Source organism: Vibrio sp. HB236076 (assembly GCF_040957575.1).
Taxonomy (GTDB): Bacteria; Pseudomonadota; Gammaproteobacteria; order Enterobacterales; family Vibrionaceae; genus Vibrio.
The window spans coordinates 745,392-767,519 of record NZ_CP162602.1; the positions used below are offsets into that span (position 1 = coordinate 745,392).

The 22,128-nt window shown below is 44.4% G+C and carries 22 protein-coding genes; 15 read left to right on the forward strand and 7 right to left on the reverse strand.

What is annotated here, in order from left to right; genetic code table 11:
- Positions 1-29 precede the first annotated feature (29 nt).
- The 3 genes from nrdD (at position 30) to AB0763_RS16685 (ending at position 3,505) form a co-directional block, all read left to right on the forward strand.
- Positions 30-2,150 carry an anaerobic ribonucleoside-triphosphate reductase gene (gene nrdD, locus AB0763_RS16675; RefSeq protein ID WP_306099904.1) on the forward strand — a complete coding sequence of 707 codons (2,121 nt, stop codon included), beginning with the start codon at positions 30-32 and terminating at the stop codon, positions 2,148-2,150.
- A 24-nt stretch (positions 2,151-2,174) separates the two neighbouring features.
- Positions 2,175-2,678 carry an anaerobic ribonucleoside-triphosphate reductase-activating protein gene (nrdG, locus tag AB0763_RS16680; RefSeq protein ID WP_306099578.1) on the forward strand — a complete coding sequence of 168 codons (504 nt, stop codon included), beginning with the start codon at positions 2,175-2,177 and terminating at the stop codon, positions 2,676-2,678.
- 233 nt (positions 2,679-2,911) lie between these two features.
- Positions 2,912-3,505, forward strand: a complete 594-nt coding sequence (locus tag AB0763_RS16685) for an ATP-dependent zinc protease (RefSeq protein WP_306099579.1) — start codon at positions 2,912-2,914, stop codon at positions 3,503-3,505.
- Between the two features lie 109 nt (positions 3,506-3,614).
- On the opposite strand, the gene AB0763_RS16690 is transcribed toward AB0763_RS16685, so the two are convergent.
- The 3 genes from AB0763_RS16690 to AB0763_RS16700 form a co-directional block, all read right to left on the reverse strand.
- Complete coding sequence (locus AB0763_RS16690) at positions 3,615-4,154, reverse strand: hypothetical protein (RefSeq protein ID WP_306099580.1); 540 nt, start codon at positions 4,152-4,154, stop codon at positions 3,615-3,617.
- A gap of 178 nt (positions 4,155-4,332) precedes the next feature.
- Positions 4,333-4,788, reverse strand: coding sequence for a DUF3069 domain-containing protein (locus AB0763_RS16695; protein ID WP_306099581.1), 456 nt, complete (start codon positions 4,786-4,788; stop codon positions 4,333-4,335).
- Between the two features lie 170 nt (positions 4,789-4,958).
- Positions 4,959-6,269, reverse strand: a complete 1,311-nt coding sequence (locus AB0763_RS16700) for a GGDEF domain-containing protein (protein WP_306099582.1) — start codon at positions 6,267-6,269, stop codon at positions 4,959-4,961.
- 103 nt (positions 6,270-6,372) lie between these two features.
- Here AB0763_RS16700 and AB0763_RS16705 point away from each other — a divergent pair, with 103 nt between their 5' ends.
- From AB0763_RS16705 to AB0763_RS16750, 10 genes are all read left to right on the forward strand, one after another.
- Positions 6,373-6,741, forward strand: coding sequence for a late competence development ComFB family protein (locus AB0763_RS16705; protein WP_306099583.1), 369 nt, complete (start codon positions 6,373-6,375; stop codon positions 6,739-6,741).
- 9 nt (positions 6,742-6,750) lie between these two features.
- A complete protein-coding gene (locus tag AB0763_RS16710; protein WP_306099584.1) occupies positions 6,751-7,038 on the forward strand; it encodes an HlyU family transcriptional regulator in 288 nt (95 codons plus the stop codon).
- A gap of 310 nt (positions 7,039-7,348) precedes the next feature.
- Entirely contained in the window at positions 7,349-8,785 is a 1,437-nt protein-coding gene (gene vxrA, locus AB0763_RS16715; RefSeq protein ID WP_306099905.1) for a sensor histidine kinase VxrA, read from the forward strand.
- Positions 8,760-9,422 carry a response regulator transcription factor VxrB gene (vxrB, locus tag AB0763_RS16720; protein ID WP_306099585.1) on the forward strand — a complete coding sequence of 221 codons (663 nt, stop codon included), beginning with the start codon at positions 8,760-8,762 and terminating at the stop codon, positions 9,420-9,422. The genes vxrA and vxrB overlap by 26 nt, the downstream gene beginning before the upstream one ends.
- Complete coding sequence (locus tag AB0763_RS16725) at positions 9,422-10,294, forward strand: DUF2861 family protein (protein WP_306099586.1); 873 nt, start codon at positions 9,422-9,424, stop codon at positions 10,292-10,294. Before vxrB ends, AB0763_RS16725 begins: the two co-directional genes overlap by 1 nt.
- 95 nt (positions 10,295-10,389) lie before the next feature.
- A complete protein-coding gene (traF, locus tag AB0763_RS16730; RefSeq protein ID WP_306099587.1) occupies positions 10,390-11,511 on the forward strand; it encodes a conjugal transfer protein TraF in 1,122 nt (373 codons plus the stop codon).
- 42 nt (positions 11,512-11,553) lie between these two features.
- Positions 11,554-11,709, forward strand: a complete 156-nt coding sequence (locus tag AB0763_RS16735; RefSeq protein WP_306099588.1) for a YoaH family protein — start codon at positions 11,554-11,556, stop codon at positions 11,707-11,709.
- A gap of 347 nt (positions 11,710-12,056) precedes the next feature.
- Complete coding sequence (locus AB0763_RS16740; RefSeq protein WP_306099589.1) at positions 12,057-12,278, forward strand: hypothetical protein; 222 nt, start codon at positions 12,057-12,059, stop codon at positions 12,276-12,278.
- A gap of 195 nt (positions 12,279-12,473) precedes the next feature.
- Positions 12,474-14,441 carry a hypothetical protein gene (locus AB0763_RS16745; protein ID WP_306099590.1) on the forward strand — a complete coding sequence of 656 codons (1,968 nt, stop codon included), beginning with the start codon at positions 12,474-12,476 and terminating at the stop codon, positions 14,439-14,441.
- A gap of 797 nt (positions 14,442-15,238) precedes the next feature.
- Positions 15,239-15,592 carry a hypothetical protein gene (locus AB0763_RS16750; RefSeq protein WP_368644296.1) on the forward strand — a complete coding sequence of 118 codons (354 nt, stop codon included), beginning with the start codon at positions 15,239-15,241 and terminating at the stop codon, positions 15,590-15,592.
- Positions 15,593-15,699: 107 nt separating this feature from the next.
- On the opposite strand, the gene yciH is transcribed toward AB0763_RS16750, so the two are convergent.
- Positions 15,700-16,011 (reverse strand): stress response translation initiation inhibitor YciH, encoded by a 312-nt coding sequence (gene yciH / locus AB0763_RS16755; RefSeq protein ID WP_306099592.1) that lies wholly within the window; start codon positions 16,009-16,011, stop codon positions 15,700-15,702.
- Between the two features lie 4 nt (positions 16,012-16,015).
- Positions 16,016-16,393, reverse strand: a complete 378-nt coding sequence (locus AB0763_RS16760; protein WP_306099593.1) for a DUF3319 domain-containing protein — start codon at positions 16,391-16,393, stop codon at positions 16,016-16,018.
- A 100-nt stretch (positions 16,394-16,493) separates the two neighbouring features.
- On the opposite strand from AB0763_RS16760, the gene AB0763_RS16765 reads away from it, so the two are divergent.
- Entirely contained in the window at positions 16,494-17,450 is a 957-nt protein-coding gene (locus AB0763_RS16765; protein WP_306099594.1) for a tyrosine-type recombinase/integrase, read from the forward strand.
- Here AB0763_RS16765 and AB0763_RS16770 read toward each other — a convergent pair.
- Together AB0763_RS16770 and AB0763_RS16775 are read right to left on the reverse strand one after the other, a co-directional pair.
- Entirely contained in the window at positions 17,447-18,442 is a 996-nt protein-coding gene (locus AB0763_RS16770) for a D-alanine--D-alanine ligase (RefSeq protein ID WP_306099906.1), read from the reverse strand. The two genes, AB0763_RS16765 and AB0763_RS16770, sit on opposite strands and share 4 nt — an antisense overlap.
- A 189-nt stretch (positions 18,443-18,631) precedes the next feature.
- Complete coding sequence (locus AB0763_RS16775) at positions 18,632-19,252, reverse strand: SPOR domain-containing protein (RefSeq protein WP_306099595.1); 621 nt, start codon at positions 19,250-19,252, stop codon at positions 18,632-18,634.
- Between the two features lie 184 nt (positions 19,253-19,436).
- On the opposite strand from AB0763_RS16775, the gene AB0763_RS16780 reads away from it, so the two are divergent.
- A complete protein-coding gene (locus AB0763_RS16780; RefSeq protein ID WP_306099596.1) occupies positions 19,437-22,118 on the forward strand; it encodes a bifunctional acetate--CoA ligase family protein/GNAT family N-acetyltransferase in 2,682 nt (893 codons plus the stop codon).
- Positions 22,119-22,128: the final 10 nt, after the last annotated feature.

The following is a 22,128-nucleotide window of genomic DNA, read 5'->3' on the forward strand; positions in this document are numbered from 1 at the left end:
GTTCTCAATCCTCCCCACGTCATCCGCCCATGCATCACATTGAAGTGATCAAGCGCGATGGCACCCTCACTTCTTTTAAACGCGAGCGGATCTTTCAGGCGATCTTGGCAGCCTCAGAAGCAGTCGGTGACCCAGAGCTAGGCCTTGCCGAACACGTGACTTGCCACGTATGTCAGGATTTGTATCAATACACGCAAGTCTCCATTGCAACTATCCAAGAATTCATTGAACAGGCTTTGATGGAGTGCAACAGTCAGGTCGCGAAAGCGTATATTGAATACCGTCATGACCGCGATATTGCTCGTGAAAAGAAAAGCCGCCTCAATAGCGAAATTCGCGGCTTAGTCGAACAGAGTAACGCCGATTTGCTCAATGAGAACGCCAATAAAGATGGTAAGGTCATTCCGACGCAGAGGGATTTACTGGCTGGTATTGTCGCCAAGCACTATGCGCGCTCTTATATGCTTCCCAAAGACATTGTACACGCCCATGAGTCGGGAGAATTGCATTACCACGATCTCGACTATGCGCCTTTTTTCCCCATGTTCAATTGCATGCTGGTTGACTTGAAAAATATGTTGACCCAAGGCTTTAGGATGGGCAACGCAGAAATTGACACGCCAAAGTCGATTCAAACTGCCACCGCTGTGACCGCACAAATTATTGCTCAGGTTGCCTCACATATCTATGGCGGGACCACCATTAATCGAATTGACGAGGTGTTGGCGCCGTACGTGCGTGCGAGTTTTAACAAGAATTTACAACTTGCCAAAGAGTGGCAAATCCCCAACGGCGAAACCTTTGCTAAAAAGCGGACGGAAAAGGACTGTTACGATGCCTTCCAGTCGCTCGAGTACGAAGTCAATACCCTGCACACCGCCAACGGACAGACTCCCTTTGTGACTTTCGGTTTTGGTCTTGGCACGTCGTGGGAGAGCCGGTTGATTCAGCAATCGATCTTAAAAAATCGCATGGCAGGTTTAGGGAAGAATAAAAAAACGGCCGTCTTTCCGAAACTGGTCTTCGCGATCCGCGATGGGGTCAACCACAAACAGGGTGATGTTAACTATGACATCAAGCAGTTAGCGCTAGAGTGCGCAGCTAAACGTATGTATCCCGACATCCTCAATTACGATCAGGTTGTTAAGGTGACCGGCTCCTTTAAAACGCCCATGGGGTGTCGCAGCTTTTTAGCCCCTTACGAGGAAAATGGTGAGCTAATACACGATGGCCGAAACAACCTTGGGGTCGTGTCTCTTAATCTCCCGCGAATTGCCATTGAGGCAAAGGGCAATGAAGCTAAGTTCTACAACATGCTTGAGCGGCGTTTGCGTCTGGCGCGTAGGGCGTTAGAAACACGCATTGATCGCTTACGTGGGGTTAAAGCGAGAGTGGCGCCGATTCTCTATATGGAAGGCGCATGCGGGGTTAGACTTAACGCAGACGATGAAGTGTTATCGATTTTCGCAAACGGTAGAGCCTCCATTAGCCTCGGGTATATTGGGCTTTTTGAGGCGATGTGTATTTTGTATGGCACAAAAGTGCATGTGTTCGATAGCGTTGAACTGCGTGAAAAGCAAGCCGCGATACTTCATTACCTGAGACAGGCGGTTGAGCGTTGGAAAGAGGAAACCGGTTGGGGTTTTAGCCTATACGCAACCCCTAGTGAAAACTTGTGTCATCGTTTTTGTCAACTTGACCTGGCGAAGTTTGGTGTTATCGAGTCGGTCACCGACAAAGGGTATTACACCAATAGTTTTCATCTCGATGTACAAAAGAAAGTGACGCCATACGACAAAATCGATTTTGAGATGAAGATGGCTCAGATATCTTCCGGCGGTGCGATTGTGTACGCTGAATTCCCGAATATGAAGAACAACCTTGAAGCGCTAGAAGACGTGTGGGATTACGCCTACCATAGAGTGCATTATTATGGTACCAATACCCCGATTGATGAGTGCTATGAATGTGGATTTGAAGGCGAGTTCAATTGCACTTCTAAAGGCTTTGTTTGTCCTTGCTGTGGCAATCACGACACCGAGAAGGTGTCGGTGACGCGAAGAGTTTGCGGCTATCTTGGCAGTCCGGATGCAAGGCCGTTTAACGCCGGTAAACAAGAAGAAGTGAGCCGCCGAGTGAAGCATCTGTAACGCATTAAGGAGCGCCTAACAATTATGAATTACCACTCTTACCACTCCATCGACGTTGTTAACGGTGAAGGGACCCGTTGTACCTTGTTTGTGTCGGGGTGCGAGCACCGATGTAAGGGCTGTTACAACCAGTCCACTTGGCGCCTTGACTCGGGTTATCCCTACACAATTGCATTGGAAGAGCAGATCATTGCCGATTTAAACGATACACGAGTAAAAAGAAAAGGGCTTTCTCTGTCTGGCGGCGATCCACTTCACCCGAGTAATATCGACACGATACTCGCCTTGGTAAAGCGGGTGAAGGCCGAGTGCCCAGGTAAAGACATTTGGGTGTGGACCGGGTATGTCCTTGATGCGCTTTCAGAGCAACAAAAGGCGGTCATTGAGTACTTGGATGTGCTTATCGATGGCAAGTTTGAGCAAGCCCTTTACGACCCTGACCTGAAGTGGCGAGGGTCAAGCAATCAAGTGATCCATAGATTCAGCGCGTGCCGAGGTGGCCACAAGGCCAAATCATATCGGCGCTGAATGCGCTTAAAATGGTCGCTAACTGTTACAAAATGTTTGTAAAACAATGCTTACCGCCTGATTGGCCAATTCTGTGGCGTGAATGAGGAGAAAAAATGACAGCCAGGCGTAAAAACCCCTTATTTGTGTAATAGCTTGGTTAAAGCTGGCGTAAAAATTTGATTTATCATCAGGAGTTGTCAAAATTAAGCAGTAGATAACGCATTATGTTCAACAACTGTTAGGTGATATAGATGATTCAAGGTAAATGGTTTTTGACTGTTTTAATGACTTCAGCACTGGCTGCTTGTGCTACTCCGGGCTCAGATACCGCTAAGCCGGCCAGTCAAGCCAGCGCGGAAAAAGACCGTCAAGAAGTCACCTTAGAAGAAAAGAAAACCTCTTCAGGTAAGCTCATCCTAGGCTCAAAAGAAAAAGTGTGGGTGACTAAGATAGATCAAACCCTCGATTCTCGTGTTGATACTGGCGCGACCACGTCGTCAATCAGTGCGGTGAATATTCAAGACTTTGAGCGAGATGGTAAAGATTGGGTGAAATTCCAAATTGATCACGACGATGTTTCATCGAAAGTGATTGAGATGCCAGTGAAGCGCTGGGTTAAAATTCGTCAAGCAAGCAGTGATAAGCCAGACCGACGTCCTATTGTCGAAATGGAAATTACCATCGGTGATACGACGCAGTTGACGCAGTTTACCCTTACCGATCGCAATCATTTGTCTTACCCATTGCTACTCGGTCGCAGTTTCTTTAAAGATGTCGCGGTGGTTGATGTTGCAAAAACCTACATCCAGGGCGAACCTAGGGTCGAGTCACTTGCGAAAAATTAATGCCGCATTGAGCTCACAAGACCTGCCAATTCAAACAACAAAAAAGGACCCACGCGGTCCTTTTTATCGAGTCAAATTAGCCATCAATCAGGTCTGTTCTAATTATGGATTAGAAGGTGAAATTGACAAACATGACGAATTGATTGTCATAGACGCCGTAGTCTCTAAATCCCGCGCCTACAATTAGTTGATCGCTGGAATGAAAACGGCCATCTAGGGCAAAAATAGATCGCTCATCATCTGAGTCATAAAATATCTTACCCAAGCGTAAATTGGCATCAAATACTTGCGTGATCCACAAACGTGTGCCGATATTAAATTCGCTGGCAAAATCTTCCCCGGCCACTTCTTCCCAGTCGGTTTTGATATTGTGAACTAGAAATTCTCCGTAAATATCGGCAAATTGACCTACCGGCCCCTGAAAACCCATACCGGCAGCGAGATCCCAATCACCAGAGAACTGACTGTCGAAACGGCCAACAAAGTGCGTGTTTTCGGTGAAGTAGGTCATCAATTCTGCGCCGAGCGTGCCTGGGCTTGATCCCACGCGGATCTCAAACTGATTGTAATTAAAGTTGTTGGCCAGGGCAGGTAAGGCCATCATCCCTAGTAATGCTGTAACCAACATTCGTGTCATGAGCTGCTTCATGCTATCTCCACAAATAAATTCCTGATTAGATTGTACAAAAAAAGCAGAAAAATGGTATGAAATTGAAAGGGTTTATTGTGAATACTCGATTTGTATCAAACTGAAGTGAGGCTTTGGCGCTGTTCTAAAGGAAAAGCGCCAAGCCTATTCCCCTCTAAAAAAGCCGGGGAATGTCGGACTAGCGTGCGAACACTTGCTGGAATTCTTTTTTCAAAATTGGGTCACGGCGGGCTTTTTTGAGCTGTTTGACCATATCTTTCACGCAGTTGTATAGGATTTGGTCAAGCATCTGCGCCTTGTAGTTTTCTTGTTCTTCGGTTGAAGTGCCTTGCGGTGCTTGCATGCCTTCAAAAGACTGTAGGGCACTGACACCGGCAAACGCTTGGCTTACGGAGACCAGAGCGTGAAACTGCTCAAAGCTATCAACGATGTTTTGAGCGCTGGCAGGTAATGAATTCCAAGAGTCCAACACGGTTTCTTGTGAGACATTGTGGATGGATTCAACCATGGCCAGCATTTCTTGTGGAACCTCTTCAAATGCAATCACTTGTTGAAGCTCAGGGGAAAGAGAAGCAAGGTCTACTTGAGAGCTAGCTGTGGTCTCATCGTTATTGGGCGCCGCTTGATCAGACATAATTCAGTCCTATTGTGTAAAAAACGAGATACTAATCTGTCGATAACAAAAGTCAATCATTGGACGGAAACATTGCGAATTTTCTCTGATTGTGGTTGATTTTATGGCGTTGCCGTCAAATTTTTACTTCGTGACAAGGCAAACGCGAGTGTCAGGGAAGGGCGTGATGATCAATCGCGATCGATAATCACCTGATTACGACCACGGCGTTTGGCTTGATAAAGGGCCTTATCGGCACAAATGAGAGTGTCGTGCAGTGAACGATGTTTTTTCGACAATGCCGCGCCAATACTCACGGTAATTTGGGTGGTTGATTTGGCTTTGGTCGATTGTCCGCGCTGCTGACTGCCGACGCGCGAGTGGGATGGGCGCTGGTGTTCGTCGCGTAGGGTCAGGGGATAGGATTCAATGGTTTGCCGAATGGCTTCAAGGTTTTCCTTCATTTTGTTGTGCTCTTTATAGCGGTACAAAACGACAAATTCTTCACCGCCAAAGCGGTAGGCCTTGCCTTGATCTAGGGTTTGTTCAATCCGAGAGGCGACCAGTTGCAGCACTTGGTCACCGACATCGTGGCCATATCTATCGTTAAATTGTTTGAAGTGATCAACGTCAATCATTGCGACGGCGTAGCGTTTGCCGATTCTCGCGGCATCGGAGTTAAAGGCTTGCCGATTGGCTATTTTGGTCAAGGAATCAATAAAGGCGAGCTCGTGACTCGAAGAGAGCAAGTAAAAAACCAAGCAACTGGCCAGTAACGTAAAAAATACACTCGAGATATAGGGCGTATCAAAACTGATAAAAACACAGGAGGTAAACAGTAACGTGGCATAAATCACAATATCAAAAATGCGATTATAGCGGATCACAAACAAAGCACTGATGCCAATCATAATGATGGAGTACAAGATTAACACAAAGGGCAGTTTTGACACGCTATCAATGCTAAACAGTACCCCTTGTGTCCAGTGCTCTAAATGCGCCTCTGTAAAATAGGCCAATGTGATATTGCCCCATAATGCCATGACCGCGAGGGTCGACAAATACAGCAGGCATTGTTTAAAGGTAAAATGCATTTCATCGACGACATAAGCCAAAAAGCAACCGACAGGAAGCAAAAAACTAAGGATGGAAAGCTCTAACAGGGTGGTGCCGCGGTTTAACGGAATTTGTAAGCGGGTTTGGATTAAGTAGTAGATGATCAGCAAACCAAAGCTCACTAAGGCGAAGCGCATCTGCTTGAAGAGAAAACCGCAAACCAAACAAATCGATAAAATGGCATAAGGGATCGATAAAACCAGGCTTTTGTTGTTTTGTGCTAACTCAATCCACTGATCCATACTGAACAAGGTACCCAGTAAGAGAATAAATGGAACGACTATTCTGAAACGATAGTCTGTTAGGCAAAAAGACAACATGAATTGAAAGTGTAATTCCGATGAATAAACGACGCGATAACTGTAACACATGTCACGCATCGGCATAATATTTTCTCATCGATAAAATTGTGAGTTATAGTTTAAATTGGGTATTTTTCTAGTCTAATCAAGTGCTACACCGTGTTCGGTAAACAAAAAGGAGCGTGCAATGCAGATCCATGCAGAAGTACACAATTACATGGAAACGTTGGTTGGCCAAGAGTTGGCTGAAAATCAGTACTCTGAGCGTTATGATCAAGAAAAGCTGGCCGATTTAGCCTGTTTAACTCTCGCTCAGCTAAGACCGGTGTATATCCGTTATGACATTGACTTTTTGTCGTCCTTACCAGAAACCAAACTGGTCGCGCTAAAACAAGATGTTGTCGTTGCTTTGCAAAATGCCGAGACCATGCTGGCCGAAGACCGTCGTCGAGAGCGCGAAGAGCCGGTGGCCATTGTTTACGCGCAGTCTCGCTATCAAGATGAAGGCGAGTTAGAATGGTTTGAGAAACCCATTGTGAGTAAAGCATTAAAATAAGGAGTGAATGTGGGATTTTTATCGCGTTTGTTTGGTCGTCAGGACAGTGCACCTCAAGAAACAGCAAAAGAGATTGAAGCCATCGAGTATAAAGGGTTTTCCATTTTTCCTGATGGGATAGCAGAGAACGGTCAATATCGCGTTGCCGGTGAGATTAAAAAAGTCATCGATGGTGAAGAAAAGACGCATCGCTTTATTCGCTCAGACGTGTTGCCCAGTGAAAGTGATGCCAATGATATGATGGTCAAAAAATCTCAGATGTTTATTGATCAGATGGGAGAAAAAATGTTCTCTTGAATACTTAACCTGTTCGGTATTTAAGACCAATGTAACGTAAAGGCGAGGGGAATCACTTGCCTTTACACTCTTTGTCTCGTAAACGCGTTATTCCTTAGGCTGAGACAAGCGTTCACCGCTAGTCGAACTGGGGCGCAGCGTTCACTTTAAGCAATCGCAGTCCGCAATCGATGCTTTATAACGGCGTTATTTGGATTTAGTTACCACTCTCAATGAAGCTGGTGCTTTGGTTGTCATTTTTTTAAGTGATACTGTATAGTATTCTTACATTCTTCAGATTTTTGTATAAGTTTTGAATAAATTAACCTTACTGTTTTCATTGGTAGTGTCGATATTGTGGATTCCAACCGCTTGGGCAAACTCTTTGCCTGAGCGCATTGGTATATTTGTCAGTTTATTCAATCAAGAACAGCCCAGAGAAGAATATGACGTTCGGGTACTACAGTCTAAATACCCAACGGTTTTGATTTCTCCAGATTCCACTTTGCCGCAAACGGCGAAGTACCCGTTGCGTGACATACAGCGTTTGTATCAATTATCTCAGACCTGTAGTGGCCAGTTGCCGTTAAACCCTTTAGTAACGGAGCCGTTGGTGTTTACTCGCGCTTTGTGTAAAGGCACTCACCTGTCTATTCGTTGGTTTTCTCGTAGTAATTTGATTCATCCAGGCGGTGGGACTTATGCCTACCGGTACGCACAAACGCATCCAGACATGGCAAGCCAGCTTGAACAGTACATGCATGTCAAAGAAAGAAGTAACCCTGACAATGATCCGTTGTTAAATCGCTTAAAAAACATGCCAAACGACGCGATATACGCCTTGATAAATCGTTCCAGTATGTTTATAGACGGTCAAGATTTGTGGTTAAAAAGGGGTGATAACTACCTTATTTACGGAGCAAAAACCTGGCAGGGCAACGTGTCAAAAGCCGGGTTACAAATGCACCTGTTAACGGCGAACACCAGTTGCTTTGTCAAGCGGGGTAACATTTGTTGGGATATTGAAGATCAATCGCAAATTTTAAAAATAAGTATGATCGCATTGATCGTTGCTAACGTATTACTCGTGTTGGGCTGGCTCTATTATCGCTGGAATACCAAAAAACGAGAGTTGCGCAGCCGTATGCTGGTGCTGCAAATTCTCACCCATGAATTGCGAACCCCAATCGCCAGTCTGTCACTCACGGTGGAAGGGTTCCGTCGTGATTTTGAGCATTTACCCGAGTCGCTTTACGATGAGTTTCGACGGTTATGCGAAGATTCTAGGCGATTACGACAACTCGCGGAGGCAAGTAAAGACTATTTACAGTCAGATAATCAACAATTTTCAACGGAATGGCTGCCTTCTGTCAGAGAGTGGTTAGAATTTAAAGTAGAAGATAGCTTTCCGGGACAAGTTGAATTTAAAATAAATCATGATGTTGCCGCCAGAATCAATGTGTATTGGTTGGGCAACTGTATTGAAAACCTATTACGAAATGCGGTGAAATATGGTGTCGCACCAGTTTGCCTTCAGGTTGATACCTGTTCAGACAAACTGACCATCTCCGTCATAGACCAAGGACAGTTAAGCGCGAAAGATTGGTCGAATTTACGTAAACCCTTTGTCAGTAAAAGTGGTCTTGGGTTAGGACTGACCATAGTGGAATCCATGGTCGGCCGTATGGGAGGAAAAATGAAACTCTACGGCCCACCAACAACATTTATCTTGGAGATACCTTGTGAAACAGACGTTGCTTTTAGTTGAAGATGACAAAAACTTAGCTGACGGTTTATTAGTGAGCCTTGAGCAGGCGGGATATGAATGCCTTCACGCAGAGAGAATTTCTGAAGTTGCTGAATTGTGGTCGAAAGCAGACATTGTTGTGCTCGATCGCCAGTTGCCTGATGGCGATTCTGTTGAGCATTTGAAAGAGTGGAAAAACATCAATGACGTGCCTGTTATTCTGCTTACCGCATTAGTCACGGTAAAAGACAAGGTTGCAGGTCTAGATTCTGGCGCGAATGACTACCTGACGAAACCCTTTGCTGAAGCCGAGCTCTTTGCTCGAATTCGTGCTCAATTACGTTCTCCAGACAGCGCGGATCAGGATGAAAAAGACCGCGTGGTCACAGAAGATTTGATCATTGACAAAGGCACGCGCGAAGTGTTTTACAAAGATGAGTCTATCACCTTGACGCGTACGGAATTTGATCTGCTGTTGTTCTTAGCTAGCAATCTTGGCCGTGTGTTTACTCGAGATGAGTTATTGGACCATGTATGGGGTTACAATCACTTCCCAACCACGCGTACGGTTGATACTCACGTTCTGCAATTGCGTCAAAAGTTACCGGGTCTGGAAATCGAAACCTTGCGCGGCGTTGGTTATAAGATGAAAGGCTAATGAAAGTTACCCCGATTCTTATTAGTTTGTTATCGCTCCAGCCACTGATGGCTGGAGCCGATAGTCAGTGGTTTGAATCCAACACCCCGTTAACTCAAGCCCATCAATATCTGCTTGAAGACGATCTTTCGGATATGTTTAATTCCATGGTGGAAGTTTGGCAATCCAATGACGATGGCAGTCTCAATCACCACCTCAATCAACTGCTCAACCAGTCTTTGGTTGAAGATTGTGGCAAGTCTTTGATGAACGGTGCGATGCCCGAGTGGTTAGACGCCGTAACGATACAGCGAGAGACAGTTCAATATCCCGGTAATGACAGTCATCGGTTACTTATTGATGTGCTATCTCATCAAAAGGTCAATAGCATTCGCTTTGAAAAATGGGTGAATACTCAAATCTCAACAGATGGTACTTTGTTTACTCTTGATGATGACGAAGAAAATGAACAACACGTTCAACAACGTTATACCTTGAGTAATAAGTTAGCGCCGGGGTTGTATCGCTTGACCATTTCAGCAGACGACCAGCCGGAATGGAGCAGTTGGGTCATATTGTCAGATCAAGAGCCGACGCACTATGTTCGCTGGTCTTCGAACGACACCTGGCAAGTTGAAAAGAAAACCTTAACCAACCGTTATTGCCCTTTGCCGCTGCTAAAAGTGACGGTCTCTGATTATGTCGATGATGATTATCAACAGGTGTGGAGTAAAACTTACGATGCCCAATATCCTACCAAATTAGAAGCGACTAAGTTACCGAATGATAGGTATGTTTTGTTTGTCAGTATGAGTAATCGCCGCTGGCAAGGGGATATTTTGCTGCAAACCTCGCAAACCATTAGTCGAACACTTGACGTATCAAATGATTAATCTCTCACACTTTTTTCAATTAAACGTGTAAATGCCCTTCAAATAAACCATAATCTTGTCGATATAAAAATGATCAGTCAGAACTAGGTTTGTTTATGAAAAATTATCGTCAGTTGTGTTTGGGGGCTTCACTCCTGTTACCTTGTCATTTGTATGCCGCCAATTATACTGTTGAGGCTAGGGGCGATGCGATGGGAGAGGTCGGAACCGTTTCAGCAACGTATTTAACCGCGCCATTTTATAACCCTGCCATTGCGGCTATTTACCGTCGCAGTGATGACTTGGGGATGATTGCTCCTGGCTTAGGTTTTCAATTTAGCGATGAAAATGAATTGCTCGATCAGATTGATGATATTGCCGATTTGATTGACCGCTCAGACCCGGGGGCTGAGGATGCGGTAAGAGCCGTTGATGGTGATAGTTTTAATGTTGAACTCGGTGCGGTTGCCGCTGTCGGCATTCCCAACTCTTATTTGGCGGCGACGTTATACGGCAAAGTCTATGCGGAATCTTTTGTCACCCCTAGGGTCGATGACTCTGATCCGGCGAACGATAGTATTGTTGAATCTTTGACTTTTGGTCTTGCGGAAGTGGGCGTCTCTCTTGCTCGTTATAGTCAGGTGCTCAATCAGCATATGTCTTTTGGCGTTACACCAAAAGTGCAAAAAGTCTACACCTATAGCTATGGTGCTTCGTTTGAAAACTTTGATGCTGAAGACATTATCGATAACTCAACAACCGAAACGTTGCTCAATTTCGATGCCGGCCTGTTGTGGTTTTACGGGCCTTATCGAATTGGTTTGGCGGGTAAAAATTTGGTTGGTCATGAGATTGATACCAAACACTCCACGGTAACCGCAGGCTCACGGACTTGGGATCTCAATTATCAATACAGTTTGAAACCCTTATTTACCGTGGGAGCGGGGATTGTATCGGACTATTTCACAGCCAGTATTGATTACGATCTCAATGAAGAAAAGAAGTTCATCGGTATTGATGATGATACTCAGATGCTTCGTGCTGGGGTTGAGTTTGATTTGATCCGCTTTATCAAATTACGGGCGGGCTATATGCATAATATGGCTAGAGAGACGGACGATACGTTAACGGCCGGTGTCGGACTTAACCTTTTAAAACTGTTAGAAGTGGATGTGGCCGCTCAATATACGAACGAAAATTCTATGGGCGCATCGGTGAACTTTCTTGCTACTTATTAGTGAAATCGTTATAGTCAGCCCCGAATAGATAGAGGGCCTATTATGTTTGACGATTTTCCACCCTTGTCTCATGAAGAGCAACAAAAGGCAGTTGAACGGATTCAAGAACTGATGTCTAAAGGCGTCAGTACCTCAGAAGCAATTCAGATGGTTGCTGAAAAGTTAAGAGAAGAGGCGGCTGAAAAGTCTCCATCTTAAAGTCAATAAGCCAGTGATAGCGATATTGCTGGCTTATTTATTATCTGTCACATAACATTGTGACCTAAAGCACTATAACTAGTTCTTTGTGTACGTAAATCAACAACGAGACCATCACAATCATTAACTTTCGTGACCCGGTAACAAAAATTCCATACGGAAATACACGCTATGTAACAATGAGTTAGGGCAACGTTTATATTTTATACGTACTCTCGTTTGTGTATGAAAAGCGTATTTAGCTAATAACTGCGCCGAATAGACAAATAACAAATTCGTCATTTCGTCGCCCACAAAAAACCGGTATGTATTAATGCTAGTCGGTGCTAAGCCATTATGAAATGCTAATGGCGACCATTGACGATGGCGGCGTGATCGATGCGGTGGCTCTGACTTTGTTGGGCTTATCCGAAACGAGTTTAAAGGGGCTTGATATGATTTTAAGTGTGCCTTTAGATAGCGCGATTGTGTTGGCGGTGGCATCCGGTAGGCCATTACCGCGACAAGAATTGATATTGGTTGGCTTAAAAAAGCCATTAAAACATCGACGGCCAGATCACACGGCTTGAAGTGGACAAACACGACCAGTGGCAAGGTGTATATGATCGGCAGGTGAGGGCGTTTAATATAAGGTAAAGAAAGGCTTGGTACTATCGGCTTGTATTCCTATGAGTCTGATTCAACACAAAAGTAATTAGTGAGTTTTCAACACTATAGTTTTCGTTATATGATAGCCGTGACATAAAGATAATGGAGCTAGCTGAATGAAATTTCTGAGTGAAATACTTGTGACTATGCCAAGGCGAGCAGAGCGCAAGCCAGATGATTACTTAGTAAAATCATTTGTTCACGTTGGTTCGGTCTTTTCGCTATTTTCTTGCGCTGAAAACCAAATTATTTACGGACGGCGAGGTACAGGGAAAACTCACCTTCTTAGATATTTAAAGAATGATACTCAAAATCAAGGCATTCTTACCGTCAGTTTAGATATGAGAACCATGGGTACTACGGGAGGAATGTATTCAGATGCGAATCTAAGTCTTAGTGAAAGGGCCTCGCGATTATTATCAGATACTCTTTGTGAAGTTAGAGAGCAGATTCTAGATGAAAGTTACAATAACGACGAGTGTGACCTTTCTGTTCTAGTTCCGCTTTTGGACAGCTTTGTTGAAGAAGCAACGAATATGACTGTGCAAGGTCAGTTTGAAGTCGAGACTAGTTCAAGTAATTCAGTTTCTCAAGAGTCCTTTAGCGGCCTAAATGCTACATTATCAACAACGCCAAAACTGGGAGCCTCTTACTCTGACCGAACACAAGAAAGCTGCTCAGGCTCATCCACAACGAGAGAAAGTGGTAAAAGAACCCTGCGAATTCACTTTGGTGCTCTTTCGAGGATATTGACTCGTATTGTTAAGCATTTACCAGAGCAGAGTCTTTATTTATTGATAGATGAGTGGAGTGAGATTCCACTAGACCTTCAGCCATACTTAGCGGATATGCTTAGGCGGATAGTTTTTTCTATTCCGTCAGTTACGGTAAAAATTGCGGCAATCTCGCATCGTTCTAACTTTCGCACATGTAATGACAGCGGTGAGTTTATTGGCTTGGAAGTTGCCTCAGATGCGTCAACCTCAATCAATTTAGACCAGTTTATGGTCTTTGATAGCGACAGTGAGAAGTCAGTACAATTTTTTAAAAACCTAATTTATAAGCATGTACAGGCATCAGATAAATGTGGTGTAGTTCCAGACAATGTGGAGTCCTTTATCTCTCAGGTTTTTACGAACAAGCCCGCTCTAGAAGAGTTTACTAGAGCCAGTGAAGGTGTTCCGAGAGATGCTATTCATATCATATCTCAAGCCTCACTGTATGCAGACGGAAGAAAGATTGGAGTTACGGGTATTCGTAATGCTGCTAGACACTGGTACACGACTTCAAAAAGCAAAGATATTAATTCTCGAAAAGAAGCAGTTAAACTACTCGAGTGGATTGTTAGTGCTGTTATAGCTGATAAGAAAACTAGAGCTTTTTTAGTCCAAAGCGACACGAATGACTCGTTAATCGATTTCTTGTTTGACGCTAGGGTGATTCACTTGATTAAACAAGGTGTGTCTGTGAGTACGATACAAAGTCAGAAGTTTAACCTGTATTCGTTAGACTATGGCTGTTACGCACATCTAATAAATACTAAGGATGAGCCTAAAGGGCTTCTATGTGATGATTCTAGTTACATAACCGTTCCTCGAATCGACAATATGTATAACCGAAACTCTATCCTTGATTTGGAAAGATACTATCAGACGGGATTATTGCCTTTGTTCGAAAATACTTCAGAAATTAGTCTGCCCAAGCAATTTTACTCTAAACCAATTAGAGAATTGGATTTTGATGATGAGATTCTTGAGGAGCTTCCTAAGTTCTTGGAAGCCAGAAAAATCAAAGGAACACTCTATCTCCCGTTAGTGTTTGCAGGGCTTGTAGTTCGCACCAAGCAGGGATATAGCTCAAGTAGTGGTAGTGAGATAACAAAGGCAATCAACACGTACATTATTACAGACCCAAAGAACATAAAAGCTCCTAATAACATATCTCGTGCTTTGAGACAGGAGCCGCTAGTCGGTGAAGGTTGGTTAGACATAGCGCATAAAGGAAGTATTCCATTGTTTAGCTTGTCTGATGATTGGAAGGGGTACTGGACTGAGTACTTTAAGTGTCCGCCACCTAATCTCTAAACAACTCTAAAGAAAGATCCAATAACGGAAGCTTCTCGACTGGGACAAGATTACTTAGGGCCATTTAATAAGAAAGACTGACGCGATTAAAGCTATGTGTAATGCTGTTGATAGTGCTGACTCAAGTAAGTGTTGGAGTTGTAGGTTTAAGGAAATAATCGGTACCACGAGCGATCATTTTAAATTCTCACCAACACAGTAAAAACACCACAAGTCATGTTAATTTATCGATGTTAACAAACTAACCCTAAGTGCGCATTATGTATCTTATGTTAAATTGAAGTTTATCCAGTTATGAGTGCTTTTCATCTCAATATGCGACGTTCAAAACTCACGGTATCATCCTCTCCTACTTTACAACCTTCTTGATCATGGCTACTGATTAATACGTCTATTGACCATAACCAATTTACCATAAAGTAGATAATATCCATAAATATTGTTGTTCTACGAATGCCTTGCATTCTTGAACGACAATATTTTGGTATTAACTAATTCATTGCCAAGTGATCATAAACGTTGCTGTTTAATAATCTTTTGCCGACGTATCTAACTCAAGCGATTGATACGTATCAACTTAAACAGTTTATAACCCGCGTACTACTGGCTTCACATTAATATTATAATCGGTGCTGATAATTTAATTTGAAAAATTTAGCTCTCAAATGATTCCTGATTACGTATAAAGAGTGGTTATTTTAAAACCAAACTCAACTAAGGAAAGCACTATGATGTTCAAGTCAAAAGTTATCGCCACACTGAGTTCTTTGTCTGTTGCTCTATTTGCCGGTCAAGCCATGGCCATGAATCACCAATACGTTAAAGGCATGGATCAAAGCCTGACAGGCGGTACCGTCACCGCCGCCGAAATTCATTCACACAAAAATGGTTGGCTAGTCGTTCATAAAACCAATGAAGATATGAAGCCTGGTCCGGTGGTTGGCTATGCACCACTTAAATCTGGAATGAACAAAGATGTGACCGCCATTCTGATGGAACCGATCGAAAAAGATCAAAAACTGATGCTGATGTTACACGGTGAAGATGGAGGAATGAAAACGGGAGTGTTTGAATACACGTTGGGCGCAAAAGAAGATGGCCCGGTAAAAGTTGACGGTAAATTAGTCATGGCAGTCATTACCGCATCATAAAGGTTGGCTTTATCGTGAAAACTCAGCAGATAACCTGCTGAGTTTTGAACCTTTACTGCTCTCAATGAATCGAACTTTTGTTTTTAAACACCATTGAGTTAAAATAATTAACCGCCAGCAAGTTTGACTGTATGACCTTTTGCTTCGAGCAATTTTTTGACTAACTCGCGATCATCACCCTGAATTTCTATCGTGCCATTTTTAACTGAGCCACCACATCCGCATTTTTTCTTCAGTTCTGCGGCAAGAATTTTCAAAGGTGCATCATCGAGATCTAACCCTGTCACCACCATAACGCCTTTGCCTTTGCGTCCTTTGGTTTGTTTTTGAATGCGGACAATACCATCGCCCTTTTCTCTTTGCGGTTTCTCAGTTTCAGGCTTGATACGTCCTGTTTCTGTCGAATAAACTAAAGTCATAATGCTATTTCTTCTGTTGTTGCTGTGCTTTTTGTTTAGCAATCAAGTAGGCTTCAATATGCCGTTGAATGGCAATTTTAGAGCCTTTGATCAGCTTACCATTGAACATACAATACCAAGAATTCTCGCTGCCAGCATCATTTCTTAAAGTGTAACCGTTAAAGTCTTCCGCTTTATTGGTCGAGCTTTCACCACTGGCGCTATCTAATGAAGCAAACTTACTCGGCGGTACAATGGATGCGGTGTCACACCACCAATCAATGCTCTTTTTTACCGCATTGAGGCTGCCTTCTAATATGTGGTTTTTAATTTTAACTTGCCACAGCTGAGGATTTTTGGCATTGCTGGTCAAATGAAAATTGCGATATATGGTATTGGGCATGCTAGAACCTTAGCTAACTATTTCTTATCTAATAATAATTGTAACTGTTAATTCTTCAAGTATAATTGCTAGATAAATATTAAGTTATAGTGCTTCAAATATGAAAAACAAACTTATTTATACTGATAAAAAACAAATAGAAACGATCATCGACCAACTCAACGCCACTCCAACACTCGAAGAATGGCAAATGATCACCCAACGCCAATACACTCATAACAGTTTGTTGGCGTTAAAAAACGACTGGCGACGCTACAGCGAGTTTTGCCAACTTCATCACGTCAGAGCACTACCCGGGGCCATTACTACCTTGAGGCGCTTTATAGAAAAAGAATCAAAATTGCGTAAGTTCAGTAGTATACGTAGAACTGTGGTCAATATTGGTAAAATTCATACCTTGTTGTCTTTAGCCAACCCAGTCAATCATCGTCAGATCAAATGGACGCTACAACAGCTCAAAGCCAATGCCGGTAATGACAACAAACAAGCCACCGCCATGACCCTGTCACATATCGAAGATATCTATCACGCCCTACACAAGACAAAAAAAATCAAACTAAAACGTGATCTCGCTATCTATATGGTGATGTTTGAGTGTGCTTTAAAACGCGGAGAACTCAAGCACCTGACACTCGATAATGTGATTTTTGACCCTAACCACATCGCTTATGTACAACTTGAGCATCATCAATACCAATTGAGTGACAAAGCAAGCCACGCCTTACACACTTGGGTTCAACACTTGCCTTATCACGAAGGGCCGCTTTTTTGCGCTATCGATCGATACAACAACATCAGTCAAACGTTACTCAACGATTCATCCATCTATCGAGTGATGCGTCAAGCCAGCGATATTCTCGGTATTGATGTGATTTTTTCAGGCCAGTCCACCCGAGTCGGCGCCGTGCAGGCATTAAAAGCACAAGGTTTAAAAGTAAAAGAAATACAAGATTTTGGAAGATGGTTAAGCCCTGTGATGCCATCGCAATACCTGGGATGGCAACACAAAGCTGAGCAAGAAAAGCTCAAGTTCGTTAAGTTGCGGCCGTGGGATTAGGCCTGAGTGGCCGCCACAATTCGATCGACCAAAAACTGGCTAAAGCGATGACCATGGTTTTCTAACATCTTAGGAAACATGGAGATTGGCGTCATCCCAGGGAAGGTATTGACTTCATTCATGTACACCTCACCTTCTGGGGTTAAAAAGAAATCAACACGAGCTAAATCTTTAAGTTTCATTTGGGTAAACACTACTGCCGCATAGTGTTTGATTTTATCCACTTGCTCGCTCGACAAGTTTTTCGCTTCAACGTCGGTTCGTGCATGACTGCTTGAGCTGTATTTTTCTTCATAGCTGTAGAAAGTGTCACTGGCCACCACGATTTCACCTGGGTAAGTGACATGCAGTTCGCCATTAAATTGATACACCGCCACTTCTAGCTCACGAGGCTTAACCGCTTTCTCAATCAAGACTTGATCACTAAAGCCAAAGGCTTGCTCGATAGCGTGATTCAGCTGAGATAATTCACTCACTTTATAACAGCCCACCGACGAGCCTTGTGATGCGGCTTTGACAAACACCTCGCCCCACTGCTTGAAAAACGATTCGGCTTTAGCGTGAGAGTCTTCCTCTGGTGAGGTTAAGAACAAATACGGCGTATTAGGAATGCCTAACGTGTCATACCACAGCTTTGACGTAATCTTATTAAAACTATTGCTACTCGCCTCAGGTCCACAGCCGAGATAAGGCAGATTTGCCAATTTAAACAGTGACTGTATATCCCCTGTTTCACCGGGAAAACCGTGAATACAGGGAATGATATAATCAATAGGCCATTGCTGATCTTGCCAACAAATCGCCCGGCGGTGTAGGTCGAAAGTGACAGGGTTACTTTCTACATCAAGCCAATGGTCTTTTTCGATGATTACCTGTTTTACCGTAATGTCATCGACCTGAGACAATTGCTGCGCGATATACTGTGCCGATAGCAAAGAGATTTCGTGCTCTGAGCCTGAGCCGCCACACAAAAGTAACACATTTTTATTCATTAACTGTCTTTCCATTCCTAATTCTCTACCGACATAATAGTGATTTGACCGCAGAGGTACAGCAAATTTGACCTATTGTGGCAACAAGGCGGCGCAGTTGACGAATGCTTAACCGCCTCATGCACTGACAGAGCCAATATTGAGCGGCCAACCAAGGTACAGCGTCTATTGGTCACTGCCAGAGCCGCGTTAATTGACTTTGTTCAAGGTTGGGAATTGAGAATTTTTGATCCCATCAATGCTTTTCACAAAAGGCTTAAGGGTCTGAAACTGAGACGGTAAAGTATTAATCGCCGCTTTAGCTTCAGTACTGGTTGCATAATCACCATACAGCACGGCGTACCACTTAGTACCATTGACCACTTTGTAGTTTTCCCAAATGGGCTGCTGGCCTTGAGGTAACTGCTGTACAAAGCGATTGGCCTTTTGTTGTGAACCAACCGCCACCACCTGAATCGTATAACCAAAACGCGATACTTGTTGTTTTTGTTTCTCAGTGGGTGGTGTTAAGGAAACGGTATTCGCCTTACTCGTTGCTGGCGTTGTCACCGTTTGACGTGTGACCTGAGTCTTTTGCGTCATGGCAGTTTTAGATTGACTCACCGCAGGTTGCTGCGTCGAAGGGCTCGATGAAGGCACCAAAGGTTTTAATGCGCTGGATTCGTTGGCGGTTTTTGCCGTCAACGGTTGCGAAATCGTATCGGTGTCGTAAGTTTCGCGCTGACTTTCACTGGTGACATCGGTGAGATAGGTTTCGGATGCACAAGCACTGACTAATAACGTCAAACTTATCGTTGCTATTTTTTTCATAAGGTCACTATAGTGTTTTTAAAAAGATACCAATAAATCATGCCGATACTGTTCAAGTTAATCAAGTACTAAGGGCTTAAATCCCACCGGTAAGCTGTGATTTATCACACAAACTATCAAGACAATTCTTCGTACAATAGCTTTGGTGCCACTTTTTTATCAGCCGACCAATTCGGGAGAACCAATGACTCGCTTACAGACTTTATTTAACCCAAACAGTATTGCGGTCATTGGCGCGTCAAACCGCCCTCACCGTGCCGGTCATGTGGTGATTCGCAATTTACTCGCCGGGGAGTTTAGCGGCGTGGTCTACCCAGTTACGCCCAACTATAAAGCGGTGGCAGGCATTCATGCATACCCAGACATCCAGTCGCTACCTCGCACCATCGATATTGCCATCTTGTGCACCGCCAGTCACCGTCATCACCACTTTATTGAGCAACTCAGCACAACCGGCTGCAAATTCATAATCGTCATCGACCAAGGGCAAGAGAAGCCAAACACAACGAAGCGCGCTATCGACTTGGCGAAAAAAAATGGCATGCGGGTCATTGGCCCGAACAGTTTGGGGATCATCTTGCCCTGGCAAGGGGTCAATTTGTCGTTTTCGGCCAGCCGAGCGAAGACGGGTAATATTGCATTTTTATCGCAATCGGCATCCATTATTACCACCGTGCTCGATTGGGCAGAAGAAAGGCAAATCGGTTTTTCTGCCGTGATGTCTCTTGGCGAATCACAAGACATTCACTTTTGTGATCTACTCGACCACTTCGCTCTAGATGCCAAGACTCATGCCATTGTGCTGTATGTCAAATCGATAGACCAAGCCCGTACTTTTTTATCTGCGGCCCGCGCCGCGTCTAGGACCAAACGCATTTTAGTGCTCAAGCCGGGGCGTTACCGCACTGACCCCGCCGATATCATTTATGACTCAGCGATCCAGCGCAGCGGCATGCTGCGCGTCAACAATACCCATGAGATGTTTGCCGCGGTTGAAACCCTCACTCATGCTGTGCCTCTGCGCGGTGAGCGATTGGCGATCATCACCAATGGTGGCGGCACCGCGGCTATGGCTGTCGATACCCTCTATCAACGCGGTGGAAAACTGGCAACATTGACGACAGAAACCGAACAACAACTGGCTCAAGTGTTACCGCCAACTTGGCAACCCCGTAATCCGGTCGATATCTTAGGTGATGCCGACCAAGCACGCTACTTAACTTGCCTAGAGATTTTACTCAACAGCCGCGATGTTGACGCCATTTTGATCATTCACAGTCCATCGGCCATTGCTCCAGCTACCTTGACCGCAGAAGCCATCATTGCACAACTGGCGCAACACCCCAAAACGCAACAATTTAATATCTTAACCAATTGGACCGGCGAAAAAAGTGCCCACCTCGCTCGGCAAAAGCTGATGGCGGCCGGGTTTCCTACCTATCGAACCCCTGAAAGTGCCATCGCCGCCTACATGCACTTAGTCGAGTACCGTCGTAACCAACGTCAATTGCGAGAAACCCCATCCACCGCCGAGCCCTTATACCAAGCCAATATTGAACAGGCCAAACAATGGATCGCCACGACCTTTGAGCAAGCCTCGTTGTCATGCTCGGCATCGGCTTGCTCGACACACGAACAACCGCTTGTCCAATTAGAAACCGAAGACGCCGCGCCTTTTTTTGCTTGCTTTAACATGCAGGTGGCCAAAACCTGGCAAGTGTCCTCTGTCGATGAAGCGATAGAACAGGCGCAAAAAATCGACTTTCCCGTTGCGTTAAAGCTGCGCAGTAAAGACATTGTCCACAAGTCCGAAATTCAAGGGGTGTTGCTCAATCTGACCGATGCCAAAGAGCTCAACAATAAAGCGCGGGATTTACTCACTCGCGTCACTGAACAATACCCGACCGCTAACATAGAAGGTTTTACCATTCAAAAAATGGCACAATTAGCAGGCAGTGATGAAGTGAGAATTAAAGTGATGACCGATGCCGTGTTCGGGCCAGTGATTTTTCTTGGCCAAGGCGGGCGCGAATGGGTGATGGAGCGCGATGCGGTGGTGTTGATCCCACCGTTAAACAGCACCCTAGCCCGCTACGCGATTTTACAGGCACTCAAAGAAAACAAATTGCGTCTCAACCATTTAGACTCCAATGCCATCTTTACCCATTTAGTCACCTTTTTAGTTCAGTTATCTCAAATGATCATCGACATTCCCGAACTCAAGAGCTTGGATATTCATCCCTTGCTATTGAGTGAATCGCAGCGGTTAATTCTCGATACCGATTTAACCTTACAAGCCTGCCACCACAACGACAGCGCCCGACTCGCGATTCGCCCTTTTCCTGCCGAATTAGTGGAAACCGAAGTGCTCAAAGATGGCACACCGATTTTACTCAGGCCGATCTTGCCAGAAGACGAGCCGCTGCACGCACAATTTATCGCCAAAACCAGTAAAGAGGATCTCTACCGGCGCTTTTTTTCTGATATTGGTGAAATCACTCATGATACCCTCGCCAACTTTACCCAAATTGACTACGACCGCGAGATGGCTTTTATTGCGTTGCGCTTTATCGATCAAAAACCCGAAGTTATCGGCGTTACTCGAGCATTGATCGACAATGACACTAACAGCGCCGAGTTTGCCATTTTGATCCGCAGCGACATCAAAGGCACAGGGCTCGGTAAAAAACTGCTCAAAAAGCTCATCAATTACGGGCAAGAGAAACAGTTGCGCCAATTACACGCCATGACCATGCCGGATAATAAAGCCATGATTGCATTGGCCAAACGCCTCGGGTTTTCCACTCGCATTGATTTTGAGGAAGGCTGCTGCCACCTGCGGTTAAACTTGTCACCCAAAACATAGCCGCCGGCGT

What these genes read in the sequence shown, in the direction of transcription:
- AB0763_RS16740 (WP_306099589.1), top strand. Translation starts at nt 12,057, where the DNA reads ATGGCGACCATTGACGATGGCGGCGTGATCGATGCGGTGGCTCTGACT.
- nrdG (WP_306099578.1), top strand. Translation starts at nt 2,175, where the DNA reads ATGAATTACCACTCTTACCACTCCATCGACGTTGTTAACGGTGAAGGG.
- AB0763_RS16750 (WP_368644296.1), top strand. Translation starts at nt 15,239, where the DNA reads ATGGCCATGAATCACCAATACGTTAAAGGCATGGATCAAAGCCTGACA.
- AB0763_RS16725 (WP_306099586.1), top strand. Translation starts at nt 9,422, where the DNA reads ATGAAAGTTACCCCGATTCTTATTAGTTTGTTATCGCTCCAGCCACTG.
- AB0763_RS16735 (WP_306099588.1), top strand. Translation starts at nt 11,554, where the DNA reads ATGTTTGACGATTTTCCACCCTTGTCTCATGAAGAGCAACAAAAGGCA.
- AB0763_RS16765 (WP_306099594.1), top strand. Translation starts at nt 16,494, where the DNA reads ATGAAAAACAAACTTATTTATACTGATAAAAAACAAATAGAAACGATC.
- yciH (WP_306099592.1), bottom strand. Translation starts at nt 16,011, where the DNA reads ATGACTTTAGTTTATTCGACAGAAACAGGACGTATCAAGCCTGAAACT.
- nrdD (WP_306099904.1), top strand. Translation starts at nt 30, where the DNA reads ATGCATCACATTGAAGTGATCAAGCGCGATGGCACCCTCACTTCTTTT.
- AB0763_RS16760 (WP_306099593.1), bottom strand. Translation starts at nt 16,393, where the DNA reads ATGCCCAATACCATATATCGCAATTTTCATTTGACCAGCAATGCCAAA.
- AB0763_RS16695 (WP_306099581.1), bottom strand. Translation starts at nt 4,788, where the DNA reads ATGTCTGATCAAGCGGCGCCCAATAACGATGAGACCACAGCTAGCTCT.
- traF (WP_306099587.1), top strand. Translation starts at nt 10,390, where the DNA reads ATGAAAAATTATCGTCAGTTGTGTTTGGGGGCTTCACTCCTGTTACCT.
- AB0763_RS16775 (WP_306099595.1), bottom strand. Translation starts at nt 19,252, where the DNA reads ATGAAAAAAATAGCAACGATAAGTTTGACGTTATTAGTCAGTGCTTGT.
- AB0763_RS16685 (WP_306099579.1), top strand. Translation starts at nt 2,912, where the DNA reads ATGATTCAAGGTAAATGGTTTTTGACTGTTTTAATGACTTCAGCACTG.
- AB0763_RS16770 (WP_306099906.1), bottom strand. Translation starts at nt 18,442, where the DNA reads ATGAATAAAAATGTGTTACTTTTGTGTGGCGGCTCAGGCTCAGAGCAC.
- AB0763_RS16700 (WP_306099582.1), bottom strand. Translation starts at nt 6,269, where the DNA reads ATGCCGATGCGTGACATGTGTTACAGTTATCGCGTCGTTTATTCATCG.
- AB0763_RS16780 (WP_306099596.1), top strand. Translation starts at nt 19,437, where the DNA reads ATGACTCGCTTACAGACTTTATTTAACCCAAACAGTATTGCGGTCATT.
- AB0763_RS16705 (WP_306099583.1), top strand. Translation starts at nt 6,373, where the DNA reads ATGCAGATCCATGCAGAAGTACACAATTACATGGAAACGTTGGTTGGC.
- AB0763_RS16690 (WP_306099580.1), bottom strand. Translation starts at nt 4,154, where the DNA reads ATGAAGCAGCTCATGACACGAATGTTGGTTACAGCATTACTAGGGATG.
- AB0763_RS16745 (WP_306099590.1), top strand. Translation starts at nt 12,474, where the DNA reads ATGAAATTTCTGAGTGAAATACTTGTGACTATGCCAAGGCGAGCAGAG.